24 protein-coding genes, 2 tRNA genes and 1 pseudogene are annotated in these 24,058 nt (G+C 62.1%); 16 read left to right on the forward strand and 11 right to left on the reverse strand.

Annotation, left to right across the window (positions count from 1 at the left end; genetic code table 11):
- Window positions 1–112 precede the first annotated feature (112 nt).
- The 4 genes from RA29_RS20140 (at window position 113) to RA29_RS22175 (ending at window position 4,369) form a co-directional block, all read left to right on the forward strand.
- The gene (locus tag RA29_RS20140) at window positions 113–1,711 is read left to right on the forward strand and encodes a trimethylamine methyltransferase family protein (RefSeq protein WP_052249831.1); all 1,599 of its coding nucleotides are present in this window, start codon (window positions 113–115) and stop codon (window positions 1,709–1,711) included.
- 99 nt (window positions 1,712–1,810) lie between these two features.
- Window positions 1,811–2,398, forward strand: coding sequence for a heme NO-binding domain-containing protein (locus RA29_RS20145; RefSeq protein ID WP_039689437.1), 588 nt, complete (start codon window positions 1,811–1,813; stop codon window positions 2,396–2,398).
- Window positions 2,395–3,432, forward strand: coding sequence for a GGDEF domain-containing protein (locus tag RA29_RS20150; protein WP_039689439.1), 1,038 nt, complete (start codon window positions 2,395–2,397; stop codon window positions 3,430–3,432). Before RA29_RS20145 ends, RA29_RS20150 begins: the two co-directional genes overlap by 4 nt.
- A 433-nt stretch (window positions 3,433–3,865) precedes the next feature.
- Complete coding sequence (locus RA29_RS22175; RefSeq protein ID WP_052249832.1) at window positions 3,866–4,369, forward strand: hypothetical protein; 504 nt, start codon at window positions 3,866–3,868, stop codon at window positions 4,367–4,369.
- A gap of 54 nt (window positions 4,370–4,423) precedes the next feature.
- Here the strand turns inward: RA29_RS22175 and RA29_RS23030 are convergent, their stop codons facing one another.
- Window positions 4,424–4,720: a hypothetical protein gene (locus RA29_RS23030; RefSeq protein ID WP_152613100.1), complete on the reverse strand. Its 297-nt coding sequence runs from the start codon at window positions 4,718–4,720 to the stop codon at window positions 4,424–4,426.
- Window positions 4,721–4,967: 247 nt separating this feature from the next.
- Between RA29_RS23030 and RA29_RS20160 the strand changes: the two genes are divergently transcribed.
- Genes RA29_RS20160 through RA29_RS20165 form a run of 3 tightly spaced genes read left to right on the forward strand, consistent with a single transcriptional unit; the run spans window position 4,968 to window position 6,952 of the window.
- Window positions 4,968–6,320, forward strand: a complete 1,353-nt coding sequence (locus RA29_RS20160; RefSeq protein WP_039689441.1) for a plasmid recombination protein — start codon at window positions 4,968–4,970, stop codon at window positions 6,318–6,320.
- The gene (locus RA29_RS23335; protein ID WP_193743600.1) at window positions 6,317–6,493 is read left to right on the forward strand and encodes a hypothetical protein; all 177 of its coding nucleotides are present in this window, start codon (window positions 6,317–6,319) and stop codon (window positions 6,491–6,493) included. The genes RA29_RS20160 and RA29_RS23335 overlap by 4 nt, the downstream gene beginning before the upstream one ends.
- Window positions 6,494–6,499: 6 nt before the next feature.
- On the forward strand, window positions 6,500–6,952 hold the full coding sequence (locus RA29_RS20165) for a tyrosine-type recombinase/integrase (RefSeq protein ID WP_039689443.1): 453 nt from the start codon (window positions 6,500–6,502) through the stop codon (window positions 6,950–6,952).
- A 31-nt stretch (window positions 6,953–6,983) separates the two neighbouring features.
- Here RA29_RS20165 and RA29_RS20170 read toward each other — a convergent pair.
- The 5 genes from RA29_RS20170 to RA29_RS20190 all read right to left on the reverse strand — a co-directional run bounded on the left by RA29_RS20170 (window position 6,984) and on the right by RA29_RS20190 (window position 11,672).
- Window positions 6,984–7,058, reverse strand: a tRNA-Glu gene (locus RA29_RS20170).
- Between the two features lie 103 nt (window positions 7,059–7,161).
- Window positions 7,162–8,904, reverse strand: a complete 1,743-nt coding sequence (recJ, locus tag RA29_RS20175; RefSeq protein WP_039689502.1) for a single-stranded-DNA-specific exonuclease RecJ — start codon at window positions 8,902–8,904, stop codon at window positions 7,162–7,164.
- A 103-nt stretch (window positions 8,905–9,007) separates the two neighbouring features.
- Window positions 9,008–9,976: a class II fructose-bisphosphatase gene (gene glpX / locus RA29_RS20180; RefSeq protein ID WP_039689445.1), complete on the reverse strand. Its 969-nt coding sequence runs from the start codon at window positions 9,974–9,976 to the stop codon at window positions 9,008–9,010.
- A gap of 31 nt (window positions 9,977–10,007) precedes the next feature.
- On the reverse strand, window positions 10,008–11,294 hold the full coding sequence (locus RA29_RS20185) for a homoserine dehydrogenase (protein ID WP_039689447.1): 1,287 nt from the start codon (window positions 11,292–11,294) through the stop codon (window positions 10,008–10,010).
- A 69-nt stretch (window positions 11,295–11,363) separates the two neighbouring features.
- Window positions 11,364–11,672, reverse strand: coding sequence for a hypothetical protein (locus tag RA29_RS20190; RefSeq protein WP_241462668.1), 309 nt, complete (start codon window positions 11,670–11,672; stop codon window positions 11,364–11,366).
- 82 nt (window positions 11,673–11,754) lie between these two features.
- Here RA29_RS20190 and RA29_RS20195 point away from each other — a divergent pair, with 82 nt between their 5' ends.
- Window positions 11,755–12,339, forward strand: a complete 585-nt coding sequence (locus RA29_RS20195; RefSeq protein WP_039689451.1) for a TetR/AcrR family transcriptional regulator — start codon at window positions 11,755–11,757, stop codon at window positions 12,337–12,339.
- A gap of 54 nt (window positions 12,340–12,393) precedes the next feature.
- On the opposite strand, the gene RA29_RS20200 is transcribed toward RA29_RS20195, so the two are convergent.
- Window positions 12,394–13,305, reverse strand: coding sequence for a pirin family protein (locus RA29_RS20200; protein ID WP_039689453.1), 912 nt, complete (start codon window positions 13,303–13,305; stop codon window positions 12,394–12,396).
- Between the two features lie 820 nt (window positions 13,306–14,125).
- Here RA29_RS20200 and RA29_RS20210 point away from each other — a divergent pair.
- Window positions 14,126–14,959, forward strand: coding sequence for a M48 family metalloprotease (locus RA29_RS20210; RefSeq protein WP_039689457.1), 834 nt, complete (start codon window positions 14,126–14,128; stop codon window positions 14,957–14,959).
- Between the two features lie 9 nt (window positions 14,960–14,968).
- Here RA29_RS20210 and RA29_RS20215 read toward each other — a convergent pair whose 3' ends face one another.
- The gene (locus RA29_RS20215) at window positions 14,969–15,742 is read right to left on the reverse strand and encodes a hypothetical protein (RefSeq protein ID WP_052249834.1); all 774 of its coding nucleotides are present in this window, start codon (window positions 15,740–15,742) and stop codon (window positions 14,969–14,971) included.
- Window positions 15,739–17,028 (reverse strand): annotated as a pseudogene (locus tag RA29_RS20220) (hypothetical protein). Before RA29_RS20220 ends, RA29_RS20215 begins: the two are co-directional and overlap by 4 nt.
- A gap of 108 nt (window positions 17,029–17,136) precedes the next feature.
- Here RA29_RS20220 and RA29_RS20225 point away from each other — a divergent pair.
- Window positions 17,137–17,595: an MmcB family DNA repair protein gene (locus tag RA29_RS20225; protein ID WP_039689458.1), complete on the forward strand. Its 459-nt coding sequence runs from the start codon at window positions 17,137–17,139 to the stop codon at window positions 17,593–17,595.
- A gap of 188 nt (window positions 17,596–17,783) precedes the next feature.
- Window positions 17,784–18,818 (forward strand): hypothetical protein, encoded by a 1,035-nt coding sequence (locus tag RA29_RS20230; protein ID WP_039689460.1) that lies wholly within the window; start codon window positions 17,784–17,786, stop codon window positions 18,816–18,818.
- A 31-nt stretch (window positions 18,819–18,849) separates the two neighbouring features.
- Here the strand turns inward: RA29_RS20230 and RA29_RS20235 are convergent, their stop codons facing one another.
- Entirely contained in the window at window positions 18,850–19,038 is a 189-nt protein-coding gene (locus RA29_RS20235) for a DUF6324 family protein (protein WP_039689462.1), read from the reverse strand.
- An 81-nt stretch (window positions 19,039–19,119) separates the two neighbouring features.
- On the opposite strand from RA29_RS20235, the gene RA29_RS20240 reads away from it, so the two are divergent.
- From RA29_RS20240 to RA29_RS20250, 3 genes are all read left to right on the forward strand, one after another.
- Window positions 19,120–19,602: a GNAT family N-acetyltransferase gene (locus RA29_RS20240; protein WP_039689464.1), complete on the forward strand. Its 483-nt coding sequence runs from the start codon at window positions 19,120–19,122 to the stop codon at window positions 19,600–19,602.
- 43 nt (window positions 19,603–19,645) lie between these two features.
- Window positions 19,646–19,722, forward strand: a tRNA-His gene (locus RA29_RS20245).
- A 236-nt stretch (window positions 19,723–19,958) separates the two neighbouring features.
- The gene (locus RA29_RS20250; RefSeq protein ID WP_039689465.1) at window positions 19,959–21,473 is read left to right on the forward strand and encodes an ABC-F family ATP-binding cassette domain-containing protein; all 1,515 of its coding nucleotides are present in this window, start codon (window positions 19,959–19,961) and stop codon (window positions 21,471–21,473) included.
- Here the strand turns inward: RA29_RS20250 and RA29_RS20255 are convergent.
- Window positions 21,470–21,772, reverse strand: a complete 303-nt coding sequence (locus tag RA29_RS20255) for a DUF6476 family protein (protein WP_039689468.1) — start codon at window positions 21,770–21,772, stop codon at window positions 21,470–21,472. The genes RA29_RS20250 and RA29_RS20255 overlap by 4 nt on opposite strands.
- Between RA29_RS20255 and RA29_RS20260 the strand changes: the two genes are divergently transcribed.
- Together RA29_RS20260 and rpoH are read left to right on the forward strand one after the other, a co-directional pair.
- Window positions 21,771–22,796: an RluA family pseudouridine synthase gene (locus RA29_RS20260; protein WP_039689469.1), complete on the forward strand. Its 1,026-nt coding sequence runs from the start codon at window positions 21,771–21,773 to the stop codon at window positions 22,794–22,796. The two genes, RA29_RS20255 and RA29_RS20260, sit on opposite strands and share 2 nt — an antisense overlap.
- Before the next feature lie 220 nt (window positions 22,797–23,016).
- On the forward strand, window positions 23,017–23,913 hold the full coding sequence (rpoH, locus tag RA29_RS20265) for an RNA polymerase sigma factor RpoH (RefSeq protein ID WP_039689471.1): 897 nt from the start codon (window positions 23,017–23,019) through the stop codon (window positions 23,911–23,913).
- Window positions 23,914–24,058 lie beyond the last annotated feature (145 nt).

A 24,058-nucleotide genomic window follows, 5' to 3' on the forward strand; every position in this document is an offset into this window, starting at 1 on the left:
CCGGAATCGTCTGTTCTCTCGGAAAAAACGACACGAGCGGTCGCAAATGGAACGGTGCGCGCCCTGATGCTGCGCTGTCTTGGGGTCGGACGGATGACCGGGGGACAGTTCCATGGCAGAGATCGCGACACCTGACCAAACACCGGATCAACCACGGGGACGCAGCCGTGGCAGGGCACGGGGCGGCGGACGGGCCGGGGCTGCGGCCCGGCGTGGCGCAGCGGTGATTGAGCAAATGCCCTGGAACCCACCTGTGGTCACGGATGCTCCGATCGAGCCGCTGTTGCCCGAGGGGGTGGAGGCCATTCACGACGGGGCCATGCGCATTCTCGAAGAGATCGGTGTTCAGTTCCTGAACGAAGAGGCGTTGGAGATCCTGCGCGAGGCTGGCTGCAAGATCAATGGTGACCTTGTGCGGATGGACCGCCATTTCGTCATGGAGATGGTGGGCAAGGCGCCGTCCACCTTTACTTTGACCCCCCGCAACCCGGACCGAACCATCACCGTGGGCGGCGGGCATATTCTGTTTGGCAACGTCTCCTCACCCCCGAACTACTGGGACATGGAGACTGGCACCAAGGTGCCCGGCACGCGGGAGAAGTGCGCGAACCTGCTGAAGCTGACCCAATACTTCAACTGCATCCATTTCGCGGGTGGCTATCCGGTCGAGCCGGTCGATATCCACGCCAGCGTGCGCCACCTGGATGTTGTCTTTGACAAGCTGACCCTGACCGACAAGGTCATGCACGCCTATTCGCTGGGAAAGGAGCGGGTCGAGGACGTGATGGAGATGGTGCGCATCGCGGGCGGTCTGACCCACGAGGCGTTCGAGGCGACGCCGCGGATGTATACCAACATAAATTCAACCTCGCCGCTCAAGCACGACCAGCCGATGATCGACGGGTGTTTGCGTATGATCCGGCGCGGGCAGGCCGTTGTGGTGACGCCCTTTACCCTTGCGGGCGCGATGGCCCCGGTGACGATGGCAGGTGCCGTGGCCCAATCCATTGCCGAGGCGCTGTGCGCCATTGCGCTCTTCCAATACGTGGCCCCCGGCGCGCCCTGCGCCATCGGGACGTTCACCTCCAATGTTGACATGAAGTCCGGCGCGCCCGCCTTTGGCACGCCCGAATATATGCGCGCGACCCAGATGACCGGGCAACTTGCGCGGTTCTACGGGGTGCCCATGCGGTCCTCTGGCGTGTGCGCGGCCAATGTGCCCGATGGGCAAGCCATGTGGGAGACGTCGAACAGCCTGTGGGCCGCAGTGCAGTCGGGCAGCAACATGGTCTACCACGCCGCAGGCTGGCTGGAGGGCGGGCTGATCGCGAGCCCCGAAAAGTTCATCATGGATTGCGAGATCTTGCAGCAAATTCAGCGGTATATGGACCCTGTCATCACCGGGACGGGCCCGGATGATATTGCGCTGGAGGCCATCACCTCGGTCGGCAACGATGGACACTTCTTTGGCATTCAACACACGCAGGACCGTTACGCGACCGCGTTCTACCAGCCCTTTTTGAGTGATTGGAAAAACTACGAAGGTTGGGAGGCTGCAGGTGCTGTCTGGACGCCGGAGCGGGCGCATCGGATGTTCAAGGACATCATCGGCAGCTTTGAAGCCCCGCCCATGGACGTGGCCATTCGCGACGCGTTGGCTGACTTTGTCGCGCGACGCAAAACCGAAGGCGGCGCGCCCACCGATTTCTGAGCCTGTGCGGTCCAATAATTAGGTCAAATTGCATCTGTTATTGGATTGTTTAGAGGTCAGCGGGCATTGTCGGTCTCGTGGAAATGGGAATGTCGCGCCATGCATGGGCTGATCAATCGAGCAATTCAGTGTTTCGTGACGGACAGTTACGGGGCTGACAAATGGGTCGAAGCGACCCGCATCGCAGATCTCGACTTTGTCGAGTTCGAGGCGATGCTCACTTATGATGATGACATCACACCGCGCCTGCTGGATGCGATCAGCAACGTGCTGAACAGGCCGCGCAGCGATGTGATGGAGGATATGGGAACATATCTGGTGTCGCATCCGAATGTCGAAGCCTTGCGCCGATTGCTGCGTTTCGGCGGGGTCACATTCGTTGAATTCCTGCACTCGTTGGATGATCTGCCGGATCGCGCGCGCCTTGCTGTGTCTGATCTGAACCTGCCGCGCATCGAATTAAGGGATCACTCGCCCACGCATTTCAGCCTGATCTGTGAAAGCCCGATGGTGGGGTATGGGCATGTGATGATGGGTATTCTGCGAACGATGGCCGATGATTACGGCGCACTTGCATTGCTTGAACATACTGGGGGCGGCGACGGGATCGAAACGATTTCGGTCACTCTGGTCGAAACTGAATTTGCTGCAGGCCGTGCATTTGATCTGGGGGCACGCGCGTCATGAACGATCACGAAGCACTCATGCAGGCCCTGGATGTTCTATGTCCGATGCATGTTGTTCTCGGGCCCACAGGACATGTGGTGCACGCAGGACCGACGCTGCAAAAGCTGCGCCCGGATGCGCAGATGGTGGGGCGTCGCTTTCTTGAAATCTTCGATCTCAAACGGCCGCGTGCGATCACCACGATGGATGCGTTGCGTGCCGCCGCTGGAACCAAGCTGCATCTTCAATTGCGCGATGCCCCCAAGACCGAGGTGAAGGGGCTGCTGGTTCCCGGCCTGACCGAAGGCCAAAGCATTGTGAACCTATCCTTTGGCATTTCGGTCGTGGATGCGGTGTCTGACTATGCGTTGACCAGCGGGGACTTTGCGGCTACCGATCTGACCGTCGAAATGCTGTATCTGGTTGAGGCCAAGTCGGCCGCGATGGAAGCGTCCCGCAAGCTCAATCTGCGCCTTCAGGGGGCCATGATCGCAGCAGAGGAGCAGGCGTTTACCGATACCTTGACCGGCCTCAAAAATCGCCGGGCAATGGACCATGTGGTGGCTCGCCACGTGGATTGGGGCACGCGGTTCGGCTTGATGCAGATTGATCTGGATTGGTTCAAGGCGGTGAATGATACGTTGGGCCATGCCGCAGGCGATCATGTATTGCAGACGGTTGCGCGTGTCATGGTCGAAGAGACGCGGGACAGCGACACTGTCGCGCGCGTGGGCGGTGATGAGTTTGTGATCATTCTTCCGCATGCCAAGGGTGGCGAAGCGATGGAGGGTATAGGGCGCCGCATCATCGAACGCCTGTCGCGGCCGATCCCGTTTCAGGGTGAGGTGTGCAAGATCTCTGCCAGCATCGGGTCCGCCATTTATGACCCGGCATCGAAGCAAAGCGTCGCCGAGGTGATGGATGACGCCGATGTGGCGCTTTATGCCTCCAAGCACGGTGGCCGTGGGCAACAGACCCACTATGTCCCCGCACTCCGGCGTTCTGCTGAAAACCTCGCTCCGCCCAAAGGCCGCGACGTGGAACGGGAGTCCTAGGCGATAAACTCAATGCCGACGCGCGTTGTTTGGTACCCTTCGACTGTGTTGATTATGCGTCGACGCAGCTTAGTAGTGATCGCTGAGACACTCGTGTGAAGCGACCAGCGGCCAAGTTAGAAGCGCCTTGGTCGGTTTCCTGCGGGCCGGGACATGCAAGTCCATTTGATGGGAGTATCCCGGTCGCCGGAAGCCCGCTGATAAATACATAAGCAGCGCGACTGATGCGATGAGTGGCTTACGTGTTAATCGTTTCACCAACCAGCCGGCGCATACGCCAACTTCTCATGCTTATAGGGAAAAGTGTGGCAATCCGTAGGGTAAGCCAAGAAGTAAATGAAATCAACGGCTTGAAGTGTCCAACTGGTTGCTTCGACCCCATTGAATTTATTCAAGAAAACCGGGGTCCGTCCAACCGTCTAAAGCTAGTCCAATGAGTCGCTCGGAGGTCAAGGCCGATGCGGCCTTTCATACATTCGACCCAGACATCGCCATGCTGGTGGGCGTCAACGCGGCGGTCGTCTATCGCAACCTCGTCTTCTGGGTCCGTCACAATGAAACTAATCGGCGCAACTTCCATGAAGGCCGCTACTGGACCTATAACTCCCTTTCCGCCTTCGATAAGAAGTTCCCATATCTGACCGCCAAGCAGATCAGAACAGCACTAGACAAGCTGGTTGAGGCTGGGCTGATCCTCAAGGGGAACTTTGCCCAAGACAAGTTTAAGCGCGCGAACTGGTATGCCTTGGGCGAACCGATTTGCCTAGAAGGGCAAATGGAGCGACCCGAAAGGTCAGATGATGCATTTGCCCCAGAGGACAGCGCATCGGCCCCTGAGGGCAAATGTAATACGAACATATCAGAACCATATTCTAAACCAGATCCTTCCAGCGCGGAGGAGGCGGATGCTGACCTTGAAATCGTCTGGGCGGCTTAACCTGAAGACCGTAGGCGGGACCGAAAAGCTTGTCGCCAACTTGTGAAGGATATCCTACGGCAGATTTCCAGGGATGAGTTGGTGGTAGCCCCCCAAGCCTATTCGACAGAAAGCGCAGATTTCACCAGAAGCAAGGTAGCATTCATCGACAACTGGCTGCGGGATCGAAAGTGGCAGCGGCATGTTGATGATCTGAGGCTTGTTCGGGTGGAGGCAGAAGCGGCGGCAGTGAAACGTGCCGAACAGATTGCAGGCTGGATCAGGACGCGCCACGGGATGTGTCGGCACCTGACGAAGACTCAATTGCATGACGTCGTTGGCCACAATCTCATCACGCTCGATGATGCGCAAGCTGCAGGGTGCCTGTGATGTTGCGGTCTCCACTCTCCCACAAAGCCCCCTTAGCAACATCAGACCGCACGCCCACCAAAAGGCTGGCGCGGGCTGGTGTTGCAGCCGCGGAAGGCGGCTTCGGTCCCGCTGGGATCGGCGGCACAGCCGCTTGGTTGGGTGCAGGGGCGCGGCGCCCTGCCCGGCGAGTTGCTTGCAACTCAATAGTCGGTCCATATTGCGTTTGCTTTGAAACTGGGGGGCTGTGATGTCCGGTCCCCAATTCATGCACCTTCAGTCCTATTCGCGCAAAGCCAATGAGGTCGGGCAGTCTGTTGAAAGGGTGCTCGCTGAAGCTTCCCGTGGACCTGAGTACAGCAAGCACGTTGCCGATCCACGCCCGCCGTCTCTCGTCTATGGCGTGGCTGCTACCGAGGTCCGGAGGCTGCATGACGAAATGGTCGCCGCTGGTGGGGTCGAGGTCGCTCTGAAGAATGGCCGAAAGGCGCGGCGCGGTATCCGAAAAGACCGGCACACATTGATGACGGCTGTTTCATCGCACCCCTTGCCGACCGATCTTGTGAACTCGAAACCCGAGGCCCGCGTCGAATACGAACGCTGGCGGGACCATAATCTTGCCTGGCTCAAGAGGCGGTTCGGCGACAAGTTGGTTTCGGTGATCGAGCATTGGGGCGAAAAGCACCCGCACATGCACGCCTATGTCTTGCCGCTTGATGATCGGACCTGTTCGGCCCGCCAGCTCAATCCAGCTTGGCAAGCCAAAGAGGAGACGGTGGAGGCAGCCCGTGCCGAAGGTCATGACAACAAGGCCGCACTGAAACTTGGCAATGCCGCGTATCGCGCGAAGGCGCGAGATTTGCAGGACCACTACTATGAGCATGTGAGTCTTGCCTGTGGCCTGACTCGAACTGGGCCGAAACGTGAACGGCTCAGCCGCCAGCAATGGAAGGCCCGCAAAGATCAAGCGCGGCGCGATGCCAAGCTGCAAACTGATATTGCGACGCGGGTGGAGCGCATCATTGACGCTGAGGACGCCCTGGAACAGTCTGCGGCGCAGAAAGCAGAAGAACTCGCCGAAAAGCTGGCTTTGGTCGATCAGGCTCAGCGTGAGGCTGAGGAAGCAAAGAGACGCACTACGAAGCATGCTCGGCAAGTGGTTGACGCGGCGAAGCAGGACGCCCGTCAACTGCAACAGAAAGTGCGTGAAGAACTCGCAGCTCAGTCCGCTCAGATGGAAGCCGCAAAGGCGGACATGAAACAACAAGAACTCGCCTTTGAGCTTGAGAAAAGGCGGGTTGTCAAAAGGGTGGTGCTGGACGTTGCCGGAACAACGGTGCGTGTGCTCGTAGGCGTGTTTTCGGGGGCCGTTCGGTTCAACCCGGAACGTTCCTCAATTGAAATCTCGGATCGAGCCTTGGCGAAGAGTGTGGATGATTACGGAATCATGTCTTACCTGGAGAAACCTGTCTCGGCGATCATTTCGGCCTGGCACAAGTTGTCCGCGTTTCTGCCAAGAGCTGACCCCACACAACTGCGCTCTGACCTATCAGACGAGTTGAAATCCGCCTCGGTGCCTTTGGATCAGGGGTATGAGCCATGAGCGCCGATCTAGATGACCGGATCGCCTATCTGCGGCAGCAACGCCAGCTTGAAGGTGCAGTGCAGACACAGAAGGCAGCCGACCTAGTCAAGGCGATAGATTACCTACAGACGCTTGTGCAAGAGACAGCGTTCAAGTCCGCAACTGTCGAGGCAAAGATGGCGTTTGTCTAAGATGAGATGGACAAACTTGAAACCCGCGTAAAGCGGACTCGGCATTTTGTAATTGGTGGCATTGCTGCTTCCGGTCTGCTCGGTGCGTTGATCCTTTTGGCTGCACTTTGGTCAATTAGCAACCTGAAGACTGCCGCACTGGTCGAAGTCGATACTCTGCGCACCCTTTACGCGAGCCAACCCTACAAGGTCACGTCCTTTGGCAACTGGTTCCGTGACCGTTGCCGCGAAGCAGAAGTTCCCGGATCGATACACGGCTTACGCAAGGCAGGAGCGACGAGGTTGGCCGATGCGGGAGCGTCCGACTGGGAGATCGCGTCGTATCTCGCACACACGGATACCACGCAAGCTTCGGTCTACACGAGGGCTGCAAACCGCTCGAAACTGGCCGATAGCGGCTTCGAAAAACTGGGAAAATTGTCCAACTCTTCTAAAGAGTTGGACAAGCAGGAGGGATAGTCCATGCTTATCAATAGCTTGTCGGGGGAGGTGGCAGCCCGTAGGGGAATCGAACCCCTCTTTCCAGGTTGAAAACCTGGCGTCCTAACCGATAGACGAACGGGCCATCGCTGGTGTGAGCGCTCAGATAGGCAATTCAGCGGAAGGGCGCAAGCGGAAAAAACGCCGGAGCCGATATAAATCTGCGGAATTTTCCCGTCGCCCCGTGATCAGGCCCGCGCGGCATCCTCGAGCCGCAATTGCACCGATTGCCGCCCGCGAAATGTGTTGATTTCGACCCGGCCTGCCAGGTGGAAAGAGGCGCCGCCGTGATCCATCAATTCCGGCCCGAGCGCGGTGTCGAACGCCCCAAAGGCTATGGCGTCCATCCGCGTGCCGCCCGCTTCGCCAAAGGTCACTTTCAGATGGGTTTCTCCCACGCGCCGGGCGTTCAGGATGCGCATCCCGGGAAAAGCATAGCGCGGGGCAGGGGTGCCGGCCCCGAACGGGCCTGCGGCGTCGATTTGATCCAGCAGCTCGACGGTTGCTGCGCCCGGCATCAGGGCACCGTCGAGGCGCAGATCGGCGGGGCCAAGCGCGTCGGCGCCCTGTTTAGCCAGCAATTCGGACAGCCGCGCCATGGCCGCGTCGATCTTGCTTTCCTCGACGGTCAGCCCGGCCGCCATCTTGTGTCCGCCCCCCTTGATCAAAAGCCCTTCGGCCGCAAGCCGTTGAATGGGTGCACCCAGATCGATGCCCGAGACCGAGCGCCCCGATCCCTTGCCGATCCCGTCCTCAATGCCGATCACGATGGAGGGGCGGTTGGTCGCTTCCTTCACGCGCGAGGCAACGATGCCCACGACACCGGGGTGCCAACCCGGTCCAGCGGCCCAGGCCAGCGCACCGTCGCTGCCGCGCGCTTCGCATTGTGCAATTGCTTCTGCCCGCACCTTGGCTTCGATGTCGCGGCGTTCGGCGTTCAGTGTGTTCAAGCGCTCGGCCAGTGCCGCCGCCTCGTGCGGGTCGGTTGTGCCCAGCAGCCGCGCGCCAAGGTCAGCCTGTCCGATCCTGCCGCCTGCGTTGATCCGGGGACCCAAAAGATAGCCCAAATGGTATGGTGTCGGCGCAGTGTCGAGACCTGCGATGTCCGCCAGCGCGACCAGACCTGTCCGATCTCGCCGTGCCATGATCTTGAGCCCTTGCCGCACAAACGCGCGGTTCACACCGGTCAGCGGTGCCACATCGGCCACTGTGGCAAGGCCAACAAGGTCCAGCATCGCCATGAGATCGGGCCCGGTCTGTCCGCTCGCCCGCATTTGCCGCCCCGCTTCGACAAGCGCCAGAAACACCACCGCGGCTGCGCAGAGATGGGCCAAGGCACCGTCTTCGTCCTGCCTGTTGGGGTTCACGACGGCATAGGCGTCCGGCAGCGTTTCACCGCCCAAATGGTGATCCAGAACGATTACATCCGCGCCCTGTGCTGCTGCGATTGGGCCATGAGACAGGGTGCCGCAATCGACGCAGATGATCAGGTCGTGCGCCCGAGCCAATTGAGCCATGGCGGCGTCGTTGGGGCCGTAGCCTTCGTCGATGCGGTCGGGCACGTAGAGTGTTGGCGCGGTGGCTCCGACCTCTCGCAGCCAGGTGATGAGCAGGGCAGCCGAGCTGCCGCCGTCCACATCGTAGTCTGCGAAGATGGCGATGTGTTGGCGACCACGGACAGCCGCCAGAATTCGGGACGCCGCTGATTCCATGTCACGCAGCGATCTCGGGTCGGGCATCAGATCGCGCAAGGTCGGGTTGAGGTAGCTGTCGGCGCTGTCCGGCGCGACACCCATCCGCGCCAGGATCTGGCAGATAGGGCGGGGCAATTGGGTATGTTGCGCCAGCGTTTCGGCGGCCCGTTCCGTGGCAAGGTCCGGGCCGATCCAGGCCCGACCGGTCAAGGACTGTTCGACCCCCAGAAATGCCACAGCGCCACTCTCCCCCCATGTCGCGCCGCGCCAGATCGGCGCGGGCAGGGCCCCGGCACGCGCCAGAGCAATCGTAAGGCGGGCCATGTCGCCCGCCCGGCACTCAGACCGTGTGGGTCGGGGTGCGGTAGTTGATGCGGCGGACCGAGCCTGTCTTGGACCGCATCAGCAGCGTTTCACACGTCAGCCAGCCGGGTTCGCGTTGCACGGCGTGCAGAAGCGATCCGCTGGTCACGCCCGTAGCGGCAAAGATCACGTCCTGCGTCACCATCTCATCCCGCGTGTAGATACGGTCGAGATCGGTGATCCCCGCCTTGGCCGCGCGGCCCTTTTCATCGTCGTTGCGGAACAGCAGCTTGCCATAGATCTGGCCACCCATGCACTTCAGTGCCGCGGCTGCCAGCACACCTTCGGGTGCGCCGCCTTCGCCCATATACATGTCGATACCCGTGGTCGGGTCGGCGCAGTGCATCACGCCTGCGACGTCACCGTCGGTGATGAGGCGGATGGAGGCGCCGGTGTCGCGTACGGCCTTGATGACGGCTTCGTGCCGGGGGCGTTCCAGGATGCAAACCGTGATGTCGGAAGTTTCGCAGCCCTTGGCCTTGGCCAGCGCCTCGACCCGTTGGGCAGGCGTCATGTCGAGTGTGACGGTGTCGGGCGCGTAGCCCGGGCCGATGGCCAGTTTGTCCATGTAGACGTCAGGCGCGTGCAGCATACTGCCGCGCGGGCCCATGGCGATCACGGTCAGGGCGTTGGGCATGTCCTTGGCCGTCAATGTCGTCCCTTCGAGCGGGTCGAGCGCGATGTCCACGCCGGGGCCTGTGCCTGTGCCGACCTCTTCGCCGATATAGAGCATGGGTGCTTCGTCCCGCTCGCCTTCGCCGATGACGACGACGCCCGCGATGTCCAGCATGTTGAGCTGTTGGCGCATCGCGTTCACGGCCGCCTGGTCGGCTGCCTTTTCATCGCCGTGGCCGACCAGCCGGGCGGAGGCGAGTGCTGCCGCCTCGGACACGCGGGCGAGGCCCAATGACAGCATGCGGTCCTGGAATTGTGCGGTGTCGGTCATGAAGAAAAGTCCTTTGGCGAAGTTTGAAAATTCAGATGGATTCGATGCGCAGCACAACCGGGTCGGAGGCCAGCACACCGGTGCTCTGCATCGCCTCCAGCGCCGCGTTCACGGCTGAACGGGTGCAGGTGTGGGTGACGATCAGCACGGGGGCGGTCGTGTCGCTGTGCCCGTATTGGCGCATCCGGTCGATGCTGACGCCTGCATCGCCCAGCACGGTGGCGATCTTGGCCAGCGCACCGGGTTTGTCGACCAGCGCCATGCGTAGATAGTAGGGTGCGGGAAGGATGGATGCGGCGCGTGGCGCCTCCGTCAAAGTATCAGCAGGTTGGCCAAAGACAGGCAGGCGCAGCCCGCGCGCGATGTCGCACACATCGCCCATCACCGCAGAGGCAGTGGGCCCTTCGCCCGCGCCGGGACCACGCAGGACAACCTGTTCTACCGCGTGTCCTTCGATGGCGACCATGTTGGTGCCGCCCTGAAGCTGCCCGAACGGTGATGTGTCGGGCACGAGGCAGGGCATCATACGCTGCTCCAGCCCGCGGCCCGTCTTTTGCGCCACGCCCAGCAGCTTGATCTTGTAGCCCATGTCGGCGGCATGGCGGATGTCGTCGATGCTGACCCGCTCGATCCCTTCCAATTCGATCCCGTCGAAATCGACCCGCGTGCCGAAGGCGATGGAGGACAGGATCGCCAGCTTATGCGCGGCGTCGATGCCGCCCACGTCAAGCTGAGGGTCGGCCTCAAGGTAGCCCAGCCCGTCAGCTTCGGCAAAGACCTCTTGATAGTTCAGGCCCGCGTCTTCCATCCGGGTCAGGATGTAGTTGCAGGATCCGTTCATGACGCCGACGATGCGCTTGATCTCGTTTCCGGCAAGCCCTTCGGTCAGCGCTTTGATCACGGGAATACCACCGGCGACAGCCGCCTCATAGCGCAGGCTGACGCCCTTGGCTTCCGCAGCCTCCGCCAGCGCTTGCCCATGAATGGCGAGCATCGCCTTGTTGGCCGTGACCACATCCTTGCCTGCAGCAATCGCGGCCTCGACGGAGGCTTTGGCCGGGCCGTCGGTGCCGCCCATCAGTTCGACATACAGGTCCACATCATCGCGGGTGGCGAGGGCAACGGGGTCGTCTTCCCACGCATAGCCGTTGAGGGGGACGCCACGATCCTTGTTGCGGGACCGCGCGCTGACGGCGGTGATCTCGATCTTGCGGCCGGTGCGTGCCTCAAGCATGGCGGCGTGCTGGCGCACGATCTTCACCACGCCGATGCCGACGGTGCCCAACCCTGCGATGCCAAGCCGAAGCGGTGCGTTCATGTCGGGGTCCTTGTAGCGATTGGGCGTCGCGGGCGATGTAGCGGGTTCATGGGCGGGGTGCAATTGCCGTTAGCCCCAGCGTTCCTGCATCCGGGCGCGGGTGGCGGGATCGACGATGGGGCGCTGTTGCAGGGCGCGCGCGCGGGCGCGCAGCGCTTCGATACGCGCCTCGAGGCTTTCGCTGGTTTGGATCGGGTCGCCGACAATTGGTGCTGTGCCCGCCAGAAGCGGCTCCAGCGGGAGAAGGGCCGGGAAGTCTGACCCTGCCACATCGGGTGATACTGCGTCGTCCAATTCGGGGAATTGTGTGCACGCAGCAAGTGCAAAGAGAAGAAGGGCGGCAGGTGCGCGCATATTCAAACGGGTTCCGAAAACCATGTGTTGCCCTTGTGATGCACCATGGTCCCGAATGGCGCAAGCATCGCTTGGGTTTGAATGGGTGTTCAGTTAAATCCTGCCCATGGCGCGCACAACTGGTTCGCATTCCGACATCACAGGCCCGCGTATCCGCGACGCGGCACTGCGGCTGTTTGCGCGGCATGGCTATGCGGCTGTGTCCATGCGCCAGATCGCGGGCGAAGTTGGGGTGCAGGCGGGGGCGCTGTATAACTACATTCCGGACAAGCAGAGCCTGCTTGTTGAGTTGATGCGTGACCATATGGTCGAGCTGCTGGCGGCGGTGCCAGTTGATGGGGGTGATCCACCGCTGGAGCAGCTTGAGGCCTTTGTTCGCTTTCACATCGGGTTTCACCACGCGCGACCGGATGCGGTGTTCATTGCTTACATGGAATTGCGCAATCTGGACGTCGACAACTTTGCCGAGATTGAGGGGCTGCGTGGTCGCTATGAGGCTGTTTTGGAACGCATTTTGCGCGATGGGGCCGGGGCTGGTGTGTTTGACGTGCCAGACCCCAAGATCGCCACGCTCGCCGTGATTGCGATGCTGACGGGCGTGACGACATGGTTCCGGGATGAGGGGCGTTTGAGCCTTGGGGACGTGCAGGATCAGTATTGGGACATGGTGCGCAAGTCCGTGATGGCGTGACGGCGGGTCGGACGCTGTTTGGCTGCGCCAAATGCGCCCCGCCCGCCGTCCCGTTCAGTGTGCAGGTTGGATGAAGGTGCCGTTGCGCAGATCGCGCATGGCCTGCATCAGTTCCTCTTGCGTGTTCATCACGATGGGGCCGTGCCAGGCGACGGGTTCGTTGATGGGCGCACCGGAGATCAGCAGGAAGCGGATGCCGTCTGGGCCCGCTTGCACCGTGACTTCGTCGCCTGTGCCGAAGCGGATCAGGGTGCGGTCGCCGGAGAGGTCGCGGATGTTGAGCTCTTGTCCTGCGACTTCCTTTTCCAGCAAGATGCCCGAAGGGTCGGAGGCGTCGGCGAAGGCGCCCGCACCTTGGAAGACATAGGCGAAGGCGCGTCGGTAAGTGTCTATTTTGAAGGTCTTTTTCACACCGGCGGGCACCGAGATATCGAGGTATTGCGGATCGGCGGCGATGCCGTCGACCGGGCCTGTCTTGCCCCAGAATTCGCCTGTGATAACCCGTACTTTCGTTCCGTCGTCATCGGTGATTTCGGGTATGTCTGACCCGTGGATGTCCTGATAGCGTGGAGCCGTCATTTTCTGGTCCGCGGGCAGGTTGCCCCAGAGCTGGAAGCCGTGCATTTGACCGCGCGCATTGCCGTGTGGCATCTCCTGGTGGAGGATGCCGGACCCGGCGGTCATCCATTGGACAGAGCCTGCGCCGAGGGTGCCTGAATTGCCTAAGGAGTCGCTGTGTTCGACGGTGCCTTCAAGCACATAAGTGATTGTTTCTATTCCCCTATGTGGGTGCCAGGGGAACCCCTTTTCGAAATTTTCCAGCACGTCGTTGCGGAAGTCGTCGAAGAGGAGGAACGGGTCCATTTCCGAGGGGTCCTGAAAGCCGAAGGCGCGGTGCAGGTGGACGCCTGCGCCTTCCATCGTGGGCTGGGCCTTGCGGGTTTCAATGGTGGGTCTGAGGGACATGGGTGTCTCCTTTCATCCTTGCGTTGCGGCAAAGATAGGCGCGCGTCTGCGCACCGCAATTCGCGCTTGCGAACCGGGTCTGTGCAGGATTGCAGCACAAGATGTTGGGGTGAAGTGACGGGACCACCACAACCGTTTGGTTCTCTCATTCCCGAGGACCTGTATATACAGGTGGGCGCCAGGTAACCGGACCAGGGCCCGGACAGAGCCAGCTCCCTCGGAATTGCTTAAGGCCACCGGAATGCAACCTGTCACGAGAAGGGCAGAACCCGCCACGCGCTTACATAGGCGGGAGGGTGGCGTGCGGCAAGGCTTGCCGTTGGGGGCAGGTGGCTTATCGGCCCTTCGGGGAGGATTTTTTTGAAACAGGGAATTCGGACCGGTCCGCGCCAGCGGCAAACACTCCGGGGGAGTGTTTGAGGTTCGAATGGGCGGAGCCCCGGACCGGGGTGCGTGCGGTGTGTTAACCAGCGATTTGGCGGCTCGTTTGATGGCGGTCTACCTGTGCCGGGTCGTGAAACTGCGAAGTTTCCGGCGGAAACTGCGTGTTTTGGAACCCTTGAAACGGGGCTGTTTCGCGCCGATTTTGAGAAACTGCGCAGTTTTGGGGCAAAATTGCGCGTTTTCGGGTGCGTGCGGAAAATCGGCCGTCTCAAAGGGTTAACGCGATACCTTATGCCGCAGGCGATCTATCGTATGGACGAATTTGCTGAGGCGCTCTGATGCCGTGCTGCGCGTGGTGCAGACGGCTGCGTATTGACGCCTATTCGCGTCAGTCCTAGTGGTGGTAGAGCAAGAATCTCACAAAAGGGCTGCCGGGATGCGTTACACGAAACTCAAACATTTGGCTGTGTTCGCGTTGCTGGCATTTTGTGGGGCGTGCGGTACTACGTTCTCGCTGCCCGAGATCGACGCCGCGAGTGCGACGCAGGCCCGGTCGATGTTTGCAGATGCGCAGTCTGAGGGCGCGCGTGTGCCGCTGTCTGTTGCGGCAGCAGAGCGCCGGTTTCAGCGCGTTGCGCGGCGGGTGCGTCCGGTGGCCGAGCGCTTTTGCGAGGAGGTCATGGAGGAACGGCCCGATTTTAACTGTGCGGCGCGTGTCGAGATCGACCGGGCCTTGCCCGAGCGGAATGCGTATTTCACCTACGTCGACGGCACACCGGTGGTGCGCATGACCTTGCCACTTCTGCGCGACACACAAAGCGATGACGAGGTGGCGTTTGTCATGGGGCACGAATACGGCCATCTGATCGGGCGCCATATCGAGAAGCAGCAGCAACAACAGATCGCCGGTGCGCTGATCCTGGGGACGATTGCGGCAGCCGCCAATGCCCAAACGGCGGCCTATGGCGGGTACACTGATCCCAATCTGGTGAACCGGAGCGTCGAGTTGGGAGCAGCTATTGGAACCGCTGCCTATTCGCAGACCTATGAGTTGGAGAGCGATACGCTGGGGACCTACATCACGGATGCGGCGGGCTATGATCCGGTGAAGGGTGCCCGCTATTTTGCACGTCCCGAGCAGGCCCGGACCGAGAGCGGGAAACTGAGTTTCTGGGGGACGCATCCGCCGGATGAAAAACGCATCGCGACCGTTTTGGCGACGCATCGGCACATCGAGGACGGCAAGGGATTGACGCGGCAACAGCCTTGATGGTCGGGCTTACTCCTTTGGTGGGGTAAAGCCGTAGCGCGCAAGCTCCTCCGGGAGCAGGACGTAGATCTGGTCGGGTGGAGTGCTGAGCGCGTGTTGCATTACGAGCGGGTCGATTCCCATTTCGTCGAGATAGGTCATCACCTCGGCCTGGCCGCGCTGGATGTCTTCGACCGCGAAGGCGGCGGGGAGGAAGGTGTTTTGGCCGAAATAGTGCTGGTGTACGCCGACCGAGGCGTCGGGGGAGATGTCGCGCGTGGTGCCTGCGGCCAGCAGGTACGGGCAGGCAGAGTAGCAGAATTCGCCGCGCAGCATTTGCGTGCTGATCCCTTCGGCGCGGATGGTGCGGCCGAGCGCGAGGGCGTCCTGGACCGAGCCGCCGGGGCTTTGCAGGATGAGCGTTTCGGGTCGGGGGTCGGACTGCAGGATCATTGCGGCGAGGCGGTCGGCGTCGCCTGCGCTTATGCCCCCTTCGAGCCGGTAGGTTGTGCCATCGGTTTGTGTGAGGACGAGGCGGTTGGGGAGTTCGCCGGGATCGCGGGCCGGTTGCGTGACGGGGCGGTCGCGGTCGGGGCGGAAGGTGCGGCGTTGGTCGCCGGGGCGCACCGGTTCGGTGAGGCGCGGGGCGTCGGGGCCGAAGGTGGGCAGGCGGAGGCCCTGCATGTCGCCGAGGATCAGGAGGCCGCCGATGCCAAGCTGGAAGATCAGGACGCCCATCAGCACGCGGGCGACGGGGTTGCGTTGTTTGCCTTGTGGGGTCCCCGTGTCCGCCGTGTCGGTCATTCGGCGACCCGTTTGGGTGTGTCCGGCGGGTTGATCTGGCCGGGGGCGGTCATCGTGTCCTCGACATCGCGCAGGGCGGCCATGGCGGCGCGCAGCTCGGCGAGTGTGAGGGTGTCTTCGACTGCGGCCCCTTCGCGTCCGCCGCGGATGGCGGATTGGGTGATGGCGAGGATGAAGACGAGGACCGCTGGAAGCAGATCGATGGCGATGGCCCCGGCCCAGGAGGGGACGAAATTGCGGGCGTAGAGGATGACCGCGTCTGCCGAGGAGATGGGGGTGTAGGTGACGTCCGTGGTCGTGCTTTGCGCCTGTACGTTTTGGGCGGCGCGTTCGAGCGTGTTGGCGCGTTGGGCGAGCACTTCGAGCACGGAGGTGATGGTGGCAGCCTGGTCGGTGCGGCCCTGTTCGGTGGAGCTGTCGAGTTCGGGCAGGACGACGGAGGCGGCGAGGTCTTGGGCCGCGCGTTCCACGAGGGGGGCGACGGAGAGTTGGCGCAATTGAGTGATGAGGCCCGCGAGGCGGACGGCCTGTTCGGAGAATTCGACGCTGCGCGCCTCAACGGGCCCCGGTTCGACGGTGAGGGCGCGCATTCGGGAGAGGATTGCGTTGCCTTCGGTGAAGGCGGCCTCGACCAGAGGGGTTTGGGCGCTGATTTGTCCTTCGAGCCCCGAGAGTTCTGCCGCTTTCTAGCGCAGGACGCGGAAGACGGCGCCGCGGCCTGCGAGGCCGGAGAGCGCGCCTGCGGCTTCCTGTTCGGAGAGGTCTTCGAAGGATTGGCGGACGCGGGCGACGTCGCGTTCGAGGGACTGGCCGTTGAGCGCAACCTCGTGCGCGCGTTCGAGGCTGGTCTGGTAGTCCTGCACCGTCTTGGCGAGGTGCTGTTCGACAGCCGCCGAGCCCGCGAGGGCGGCGGCGTTGAGCCAGGAGGACATGGCGACGATGGCGAGCGAGCCTGCGCCCATGGCCACGATCAGGCCGATGCGGGCCTGGGCCGAGCGGACGGCGGGAAAGAGGCGCATCATGTAGGACCAGAAGACGAAGATACCGACGGAGACGGCGACCGAGTAGGCGATGGCGGCGAAGACCGACATGGCGCCGTTTTCGTCGAGGAGGGACGACACCCCGAGATAGGTGTAGATGCCTGATGCCGTGGCCAGCACGCCGAGGGCGGTGCCGGAGAAGGTGTCGAGCCAGCCGAGATGTCCTTCGAGCTCGCGCGCATAGCGGACGCCGCGGGCCTGTGTCTGGCTTAGCCCAGTATCGTTGAGCCTTGTGTCGTTGGTCATGTGTCGGCTCCCACCGCTGTCGGCCAAAGGTAGGGGCAGAGGGGCGGAACGCCAAGCCTTGTGGGGGTGGCTTGCTTTTGTTCAGGGTTTGTTCATATTCTGGACGCCATGGAAGTTGTCGCTGATCTCACCACGATGATGCCCGGTCAGGTGCTGGCGCGGGGCGTGTCGCGCCATCTGGCGTCGCTGGGCTGGGCCACGGTTGAGGAGTTCGTGCCTGCGCGGGGTTTGCGCGTGGACGTAATGGCGCTGGGGCCGAAGGGGGAGGTCTGGGTCATCGAGTGCAAGTCGAGCCGGGCGGATTTCATGTCGGATCACAAGTGGGACGGCTATCTGGAGTGGTGTGACCGGTTTTTCTGGGCCGTCGATGGCGAGTTTCCGGTGGATTTGTTGCCGGAGGGGACGGGGTTGTTGATTGCCGATGCCTATGATGCGGAGATCATAAGGATGGCGCCCGAGGACAAGCTGGCGCCTGCGCGGCGCAAGGTGATGGTGCAGAAATTTGCGACCCATGCGGCGCGGCGCTTGCAGGCGCTGCGCGATCCGGGTGCGGGGCTGGGGTGGTAGGGCAAGCGGTGCCATGACGCCACGTTTCACCGCGCAGATCGGGGCCGGGGTGCGGTTCGGTGTTGGGCGCTTGTGCGTTTTGGGGTAGAACACCCGCCGTAGCGTGATGCACCTCTGACGACCGCACATGCTGCTCAATCATACTGCTGCCTTTCTGCCTGTTCCAGCCACGCCCGGGGCCTTATGTGATGATCAAACGTCTTGTCAGCAAAGCGATGCGATATGCCGGTCGGCTGCGGGGTGTTGCTGTGTCCTGCGGCGTGGTGGCCTTGGTCGCATGTGTCGGGGTGCTGGGTGACAGTGCTGCGCGGGCCGAGACGGTCGAAGCGCAGAGGCTGATGTATCAGTTGAAGACCGCACGCATGAACCGGCTGGTGCGCCATCAGCCTGATTTGTCGGCGTTTCTGTCGGGGGCGGGGACGGGTGTGTTCAATGCCGATGTGACCGACGACAAGGGTGCGTTGACCTTTTCAAGCGGTGTGGACCGGTTGCTGTGGGCGCGGGCGACGGGCCGGTGGGACGCGGACGGGCTGCGCAAGGACCGCTATGGCATTGGTGTGGTGGGGTTGCACAGTTTTGTCACGCCCAACTTCATCGTGGGGGGCATGATCGAGGCGGACTATCTGGCCCAGGCCGGAGCGAAGTCCGCGCGGGCGGGGCGTGGCGCGATGGCCGGGTCCTATTTCCTGGCCCGTGCCGCCAATCACCCGCTTTACGTGGAAGGGCGGATTTTGCGCGGGCGGGCGTCTTACGGCATCCGGCGGGCGGGCGATAGAACGCAGTGGCCCGACAGCCGGCGCGGGCTGGCGCAGCTGAAGCTGTCGGGGCAGTTGAGCTATGGGGTGACGACCCTGACGCCGAGCCTGGTGGCGTCCTATGCCACGGATGATGCGGCTGCCCGCGCGGGCAGCGCGCTGGCCGGGCAGGGCGTGCGGATGAACGAGGTCAAGATGGGCCTGCAGTTTCGCCGCATCCTGCGCCACAAGAACGGCGCAAATTTTGTGCTGCGCGGTGGTGGTGCGCTGTCGCGCACATCGACCCATCGCTACGGGGCCGCCTTTACCATGCCGGATCAGCGCAAGGGGCAGGGGCGGGTGAACCTTGGCGTCAGCTACCGGACCCCGGGTGGCGGGGCCGTGGTGATCGACAGCTTTCTGGGCGGGTTGGGGGCCTACACCAAGCGCACCTACGGTGTGAAGGCCGGGTACGACATTCGGTTCTGAGACGTTTGCCCGGAGGGGCTGGCGCGGTGACTTAGCGTTTCAGCGCGCCTGCGGCCTTGGCGGCGGCCTTGATCTCGTCCGCGATCTCGTTGGCTTCCTCGGGGTCGAAATCCATTGGAATTTCAACGCCTTTCGCCTCGATATAGATGCGCACCATGCCTGTGTCGGTGGGGCCGATTTGCAGGTTGGCTTCGATATCGCTTTCGGTGTTGATACCCATGGTCTTCTCCGGCGGACGTGAAGGCTGCGTGCTAGCCTGATCGGGATTGAAAGGCAAGCTGTGGTGCGGGATGGTGCGGGCATGACAGATGTGACTTTGCGCACCTTTGAAGCAAGCGACACCGATTGGCTGGTGGAGCAGCATGGGTCTTTGTACGCCCGCGAAGCTGGCTTTGACGACAGTTTCGGGCGGCTGGTGCGGTCGATTCTTGAAGCCTTCAACGGGGACCATGATCCGGCCTGCGAGCGCGGATGGATTGCGGAGGCAGACGGTGTGCGCCTTGGGTCGATCTTTTGCGTGCGTCACGATGAGGTGACGGCCAAGCTGCGTCTGTTCCTGCTGGTGCCGGAGGCGCGGGGGCGCGGTGTGGGTCGGATGCTGTTAGAGCAGTGTATGGGTTTTGCCCGGGAGCAGGGATACCAGGGCATGACCTTGTGGACCCATGAAAGCCACGAGGCGGCCTGTGCCCTTTATGCCCGCAACGGGTGGCAGATGGCCCGGTCACGGCCTGTGCATTCATATGGACAGGATTTGGTGGAGCAGACATGGATTTATCGGTTTTGACAGTCTTGCAATCGGCGCGGAGCGTCGGTATTTGACCCTCAGTGCCGCCGTAGCTCAGTTGGTTAGAGCGCCTGATTGTGGATCAGGAGGTCCCCCGTTCGAGCCGGGGCGGTGGTACCATCCCCCCCAGTCCCTATGATTTTCCGGTCTTGGCAATATGTGCCGGGTGTCTTAGCTTGCCTATAGGTTCACGATCTACAAAGGGAGGGCACACGCTGAGCATGCGCATCATTCGCCGACTTCAGCATGGTCCCCGTTACGCCCTGTAAATCCGTTTGCAGGGCTGGCCACAGGTAATCTGATCAACGGTCTGCCCAGAGCCGCATTGCGGCACGTCTTTTTGATCCGAGACCCTTATGGCTATCCTGAACCTGAACACCTTGGCGGTGACGCTGAGTGACCCGCTTTTTTCTGACCTTGATCTGACCATTTCGAAGGGCGACCGCATTGGTCTGGTGGCCCAGAACGGTGCGGGGAAATCGACCCTGTTGGCTTGTATGGCCGGTCAGCTTGATCCCACCGGCGGTGAGATCACCCGCGCCCGTGGCCTGCGCATTGGCTATGTGAAGCAAGATCTGCCGGACGAGGCGTTGGGCTGCACCATGTATGACTGGGTGCTGGCCGCGCTGCCGCCCGAGCAGGCGGATTATGAAAGCTGGCGGGTGGATGTCGTTTTGAACGATCTGTCCGTGCCTTATGAGTATCAGCACCGGTTGCTGTCTGAGTTGAGTGGCGGCTGGCAGCGCATGGCGATGATTGCTGCCGCCTGGGTGACTGAGCCGGGGCTGTTGCTGCTGGATGAGCCGACCAACCATCTGGACTTGCACCGCATTGCGCTGTTGCAGGCGTGGATGGCGGCACTGCCCGGCGATCTGCCGGTGGTCGTGATCTCGCACGATCGGGCGTTTCTGGATGCAGTCACGAATGCCACGTTGTTTCTGCGGCCCGAGCAGTCGCGGTTCTTTGCCCTGCCGTTTTCGGCGGCGCGAGTGGCGTTGGAGGAGGCGGATGCCGCCGACGCCCGGCGCTTTGCCAATGACGTGAACAAGGCGCGGCAGTTGCGCAAGCAGGCGGCGAAGCTGAAAAATGTGGGGATCAATTCAGGCTCGGACCTGCTGTTGACCAAGACCAAGCAGTTGACCGAGCGGGCCGAGAAGATGGAGGCGGCGGCGAAGCCTGCCTATGCCGCGAGCCATGCGGGTGACATCAGGCTTGGCAACAGTGGCACCCATGCCAAGGCGTTGATTGCGCTAGAGGATGTCGCCGTCGAGACGCCGGAGGGGCGGCTTTTGTACCGCACGGGGCGGAAGTGGATTGCGCCGGGGGATCGGGTTGTTCTGCTGGGATCGAACGGCACGGGCAAGACGCGGTTGGTGCGCATGATTGCGCGGGCGTTGCAGGGCGATGTGCCGGGCGTCAGATGTGCGCCGTCGGCGGTGGCGGCCTATTCCGATCAGCATATGGGGCAGCTTGCGGAGGATGATACGCCGATGCAGGCGGTGACGCAGTCGTTTGATATTGGCGACCAGCGGGCGCGGGCTGTGCTGGCCGGGGCCGGGGTGGTCTACCGGATGCAGGATACGCGCATTGGTGCGTTGTCTGGTGGGCAGAAGGCGCGGTTGGCGATGTTGGTGTTGCGTTTGAAGAACCCGAGTTTCTACCTACTCGATGAGCCGACGAACCATCTGGATATTGAGGGGCAGGAGGCTTTGGAGGCGGAGTTGATTGCCCACGAGACCTCGTGCCTGCTGGTCAGCCACGACCGGTCGTTCCTGCGCACTGTGGGCAACCGGTTCTGGTGTATTCAGGGGCAAAGGCTTGAGGAGGTGGAGAGTCCGGAGGCGTTCTTGGCCGCCGAGATGGCGGGTTAGTCCGCTGCCGTCTGCACGTCGATGGTTTGGCGCAGGGTGCCGGTGACTTGGTCGAAGATCAGGATCTGGTCATCTTCCGTCACCACTGCGTACCAGTCTGAGCCGATGGTGAAGGCCGTGGCCCTTGTGCCGCCCGGCAGTGTGACCTGGTCTGGCAGGGGCAGCAGTGCGGGGTCTGCGTTCAGTCGGATGACAAGCAGGGCGACCACCGTTACAACGCCCCCGATCATGATGATCGTCAACACGGTCACCAGCCGCCGCAGAAAGGTGAGGTTGGCCGGAAGCTCTGGGGTATCCATGTCGTCCACGCGCCTGTCCTTTGTCATTGCGGCTGATCCGCCTGCGCGTCTTGATAAGGCCATCGCGCGGGACGTGCCAGAGGGCGCGGCCCTGTCGCGGACGCGGCTCGCGCGGTTGATGGCGGATGGGGCTGTGACGGTGGATGGCGCGGTGGCGTCGGACCCGAAGGCCAAGGTGGCTGAGGGCGCTGTGATCGAGGTGACGGTGGAGGCCGCGGAAGAAAGCCATATCGGGGCGGAGGATATTCCGCTGGATGTGGTGTTCGAGGATGCCGACCTGATTGTCGTGAACAAGCCTGCGGGCATGGTGGTGCATCCGGCGCCCGGCTCGCCCTCGGGCACGTTGGTGAATGCGCTGATGCATCATTGCGGCGACGACTTGTCCGGTGTGGGGGGCATGAAGCGCCCCGGCATCGTGCACCGGATCGACAAGGATACGAGCGGGTTGCTGGTCGTGGCCAAGAGTGATGCGGCGCATCATGGGTTGGCCGACCAGTTCGCCAAGCATACGGTTGAGCGGTATTATCGCGCGCTGGTTTACGGCGTGCCGGATGGCAATGATCCGCGTTTGCGCGGGGTGAAGGGCGCGTCGTTTGAGCCGGGCAACGTGTTGAAGCTGACGACGCAGCTTGCGCGGCACAAGACGGATCGGCAGCGGCAGGCGGTGCTGTTTCAGGGCGGGCGGCATGCGGTGACGCGCGCGCGGCTGGTGGCGCGTTATGGGACGCCGCCGGTGCTGAGCCAGATAGAGTGCTGGCTGGAGACTGGCCGCACTCACCAGATCCGGGTGCATATGGCCCATGCGGGACATGGCTTGGTCGGCGATCCGACCTATGGCGGCAAGCGCAAGCTGGCGCGCGGGGCGCTGGGCGAGGCGGCGGCGGAGGCTGTGACTGGTTTTGATCGGCAGGCGCTTCATGCGGCGGTTTTGGGCTTTGAACACCCGATTTCGCGGGAAATGTTACGGTTTGAAGCCCCGTTGCCGCAGGATTTTGCCGATTTGCTGGGTATTCTGGGCGACTGAGCGGGAACCGCGCGCTCTTGTAACGCATTCTTTACAAAGCGCTGTAACGAACAGCACATGCGCGTGAGAGCACGGGGCCTGCCCTGCAAGACCGGGCTTTGGCGTGCCATATTCGAACTGCGACGACCGCTGGCCCCTTGTATGCAGCGGTACGCCGTCCCATATGCAATGTTAAGCCCGTAAACATGAAGTTGATAACACGGGGCACAGGAGGGACATTATGGCCAACTACGCAAATCTTCCCGCACCCACGCCTGAGGGCGGTCTGAACCGCTATATGCAGGAAATCCGCAAGTTCCCGCTCTTGGAGCCGGAAGAGGAATACATGCTGGCGAAGGCCTGGGTCGAGAAAGAGGACACAGGTGCGGCCCACAAGATGGTAACGAGCCACCTGCGTCTCGCCGCCAAGATCGCCATGGGCTATCGCGGCTATGGTCTGCCGCAGGCCGAGGTAATTTCGGAAGCCAATGTGGGTCTGATGCAGGCCGTCAAACGGTTTGATCCAGAGAAGGGCTTTCGCCTGGCCACCTATGCGATGTGGTGGATCAGGGCGTCGATCCAGGAATACATCCTGCGGTCTTGGTCGCTGGTGAAGCTGGGCACGACTTCGGCGCAGAAGAAGCTGTTCTTCAATCTGCGCAAGGCGAAGGCCAAGATCGGTGCACTGGAAGAGGGCGATTTGCGCCCCGAAAACGTCAAGCAGATCGCGACCGATCTGGGCGTGACCGAAGACGAAGTCATCAGCATGAACCGGCGTCTGTCGGGGGGTGATGCGTCGTTGAACGCGACTGTCGGCTCCGAAGGCGAGGGGGCCATGCAGTGGCAGGACTGGCTTGAGGACGAGAGCGCCGACCAGGCGGGCGATTATGAGGCGCGCGACGAGTTAGAAGTGCGTCGTGAGATGCTGGCCGAGGCGCTAGACGTGCTGAACGAGCGCGAGAAGGACATTCTGACTCAGCGCCGGTTGGCCGATGCGCCGGTGACGCTGGAGGATCTGTCGACCCAGTACAGCGTGAGCCGCGAGCGTATCCGCCAGATCGAGGTCCGTGCGTTTGAAAAGCTGCAGAAGAAGATGCGCGAGATTGCCAAGGGCAAAGGGTTGATGAGCTCTGCCTGACGGGCGGGGCGCATCAGGATGCGCCTTACGATTGGAGAGGGCGTCCGGGTGTGCGCCCTTTTTGCTTGTGGTGGTGCCTGTGGCGGATCGGCCCTTCCCTTTCGGTGGCAAAGCCACCTGACGGGCAATGGGGCAGGATTTTTTT

The sequence above is a fragment of the Tateyamaria sp. ANG-S1 genome (genome assembly GCF_000814025.1).
Lineage (GTDB): Bacteria > Pseudomonadota > Alphaproteobacteria > Rhodobacterales > Rhodobacteraceae > Tateyamaria.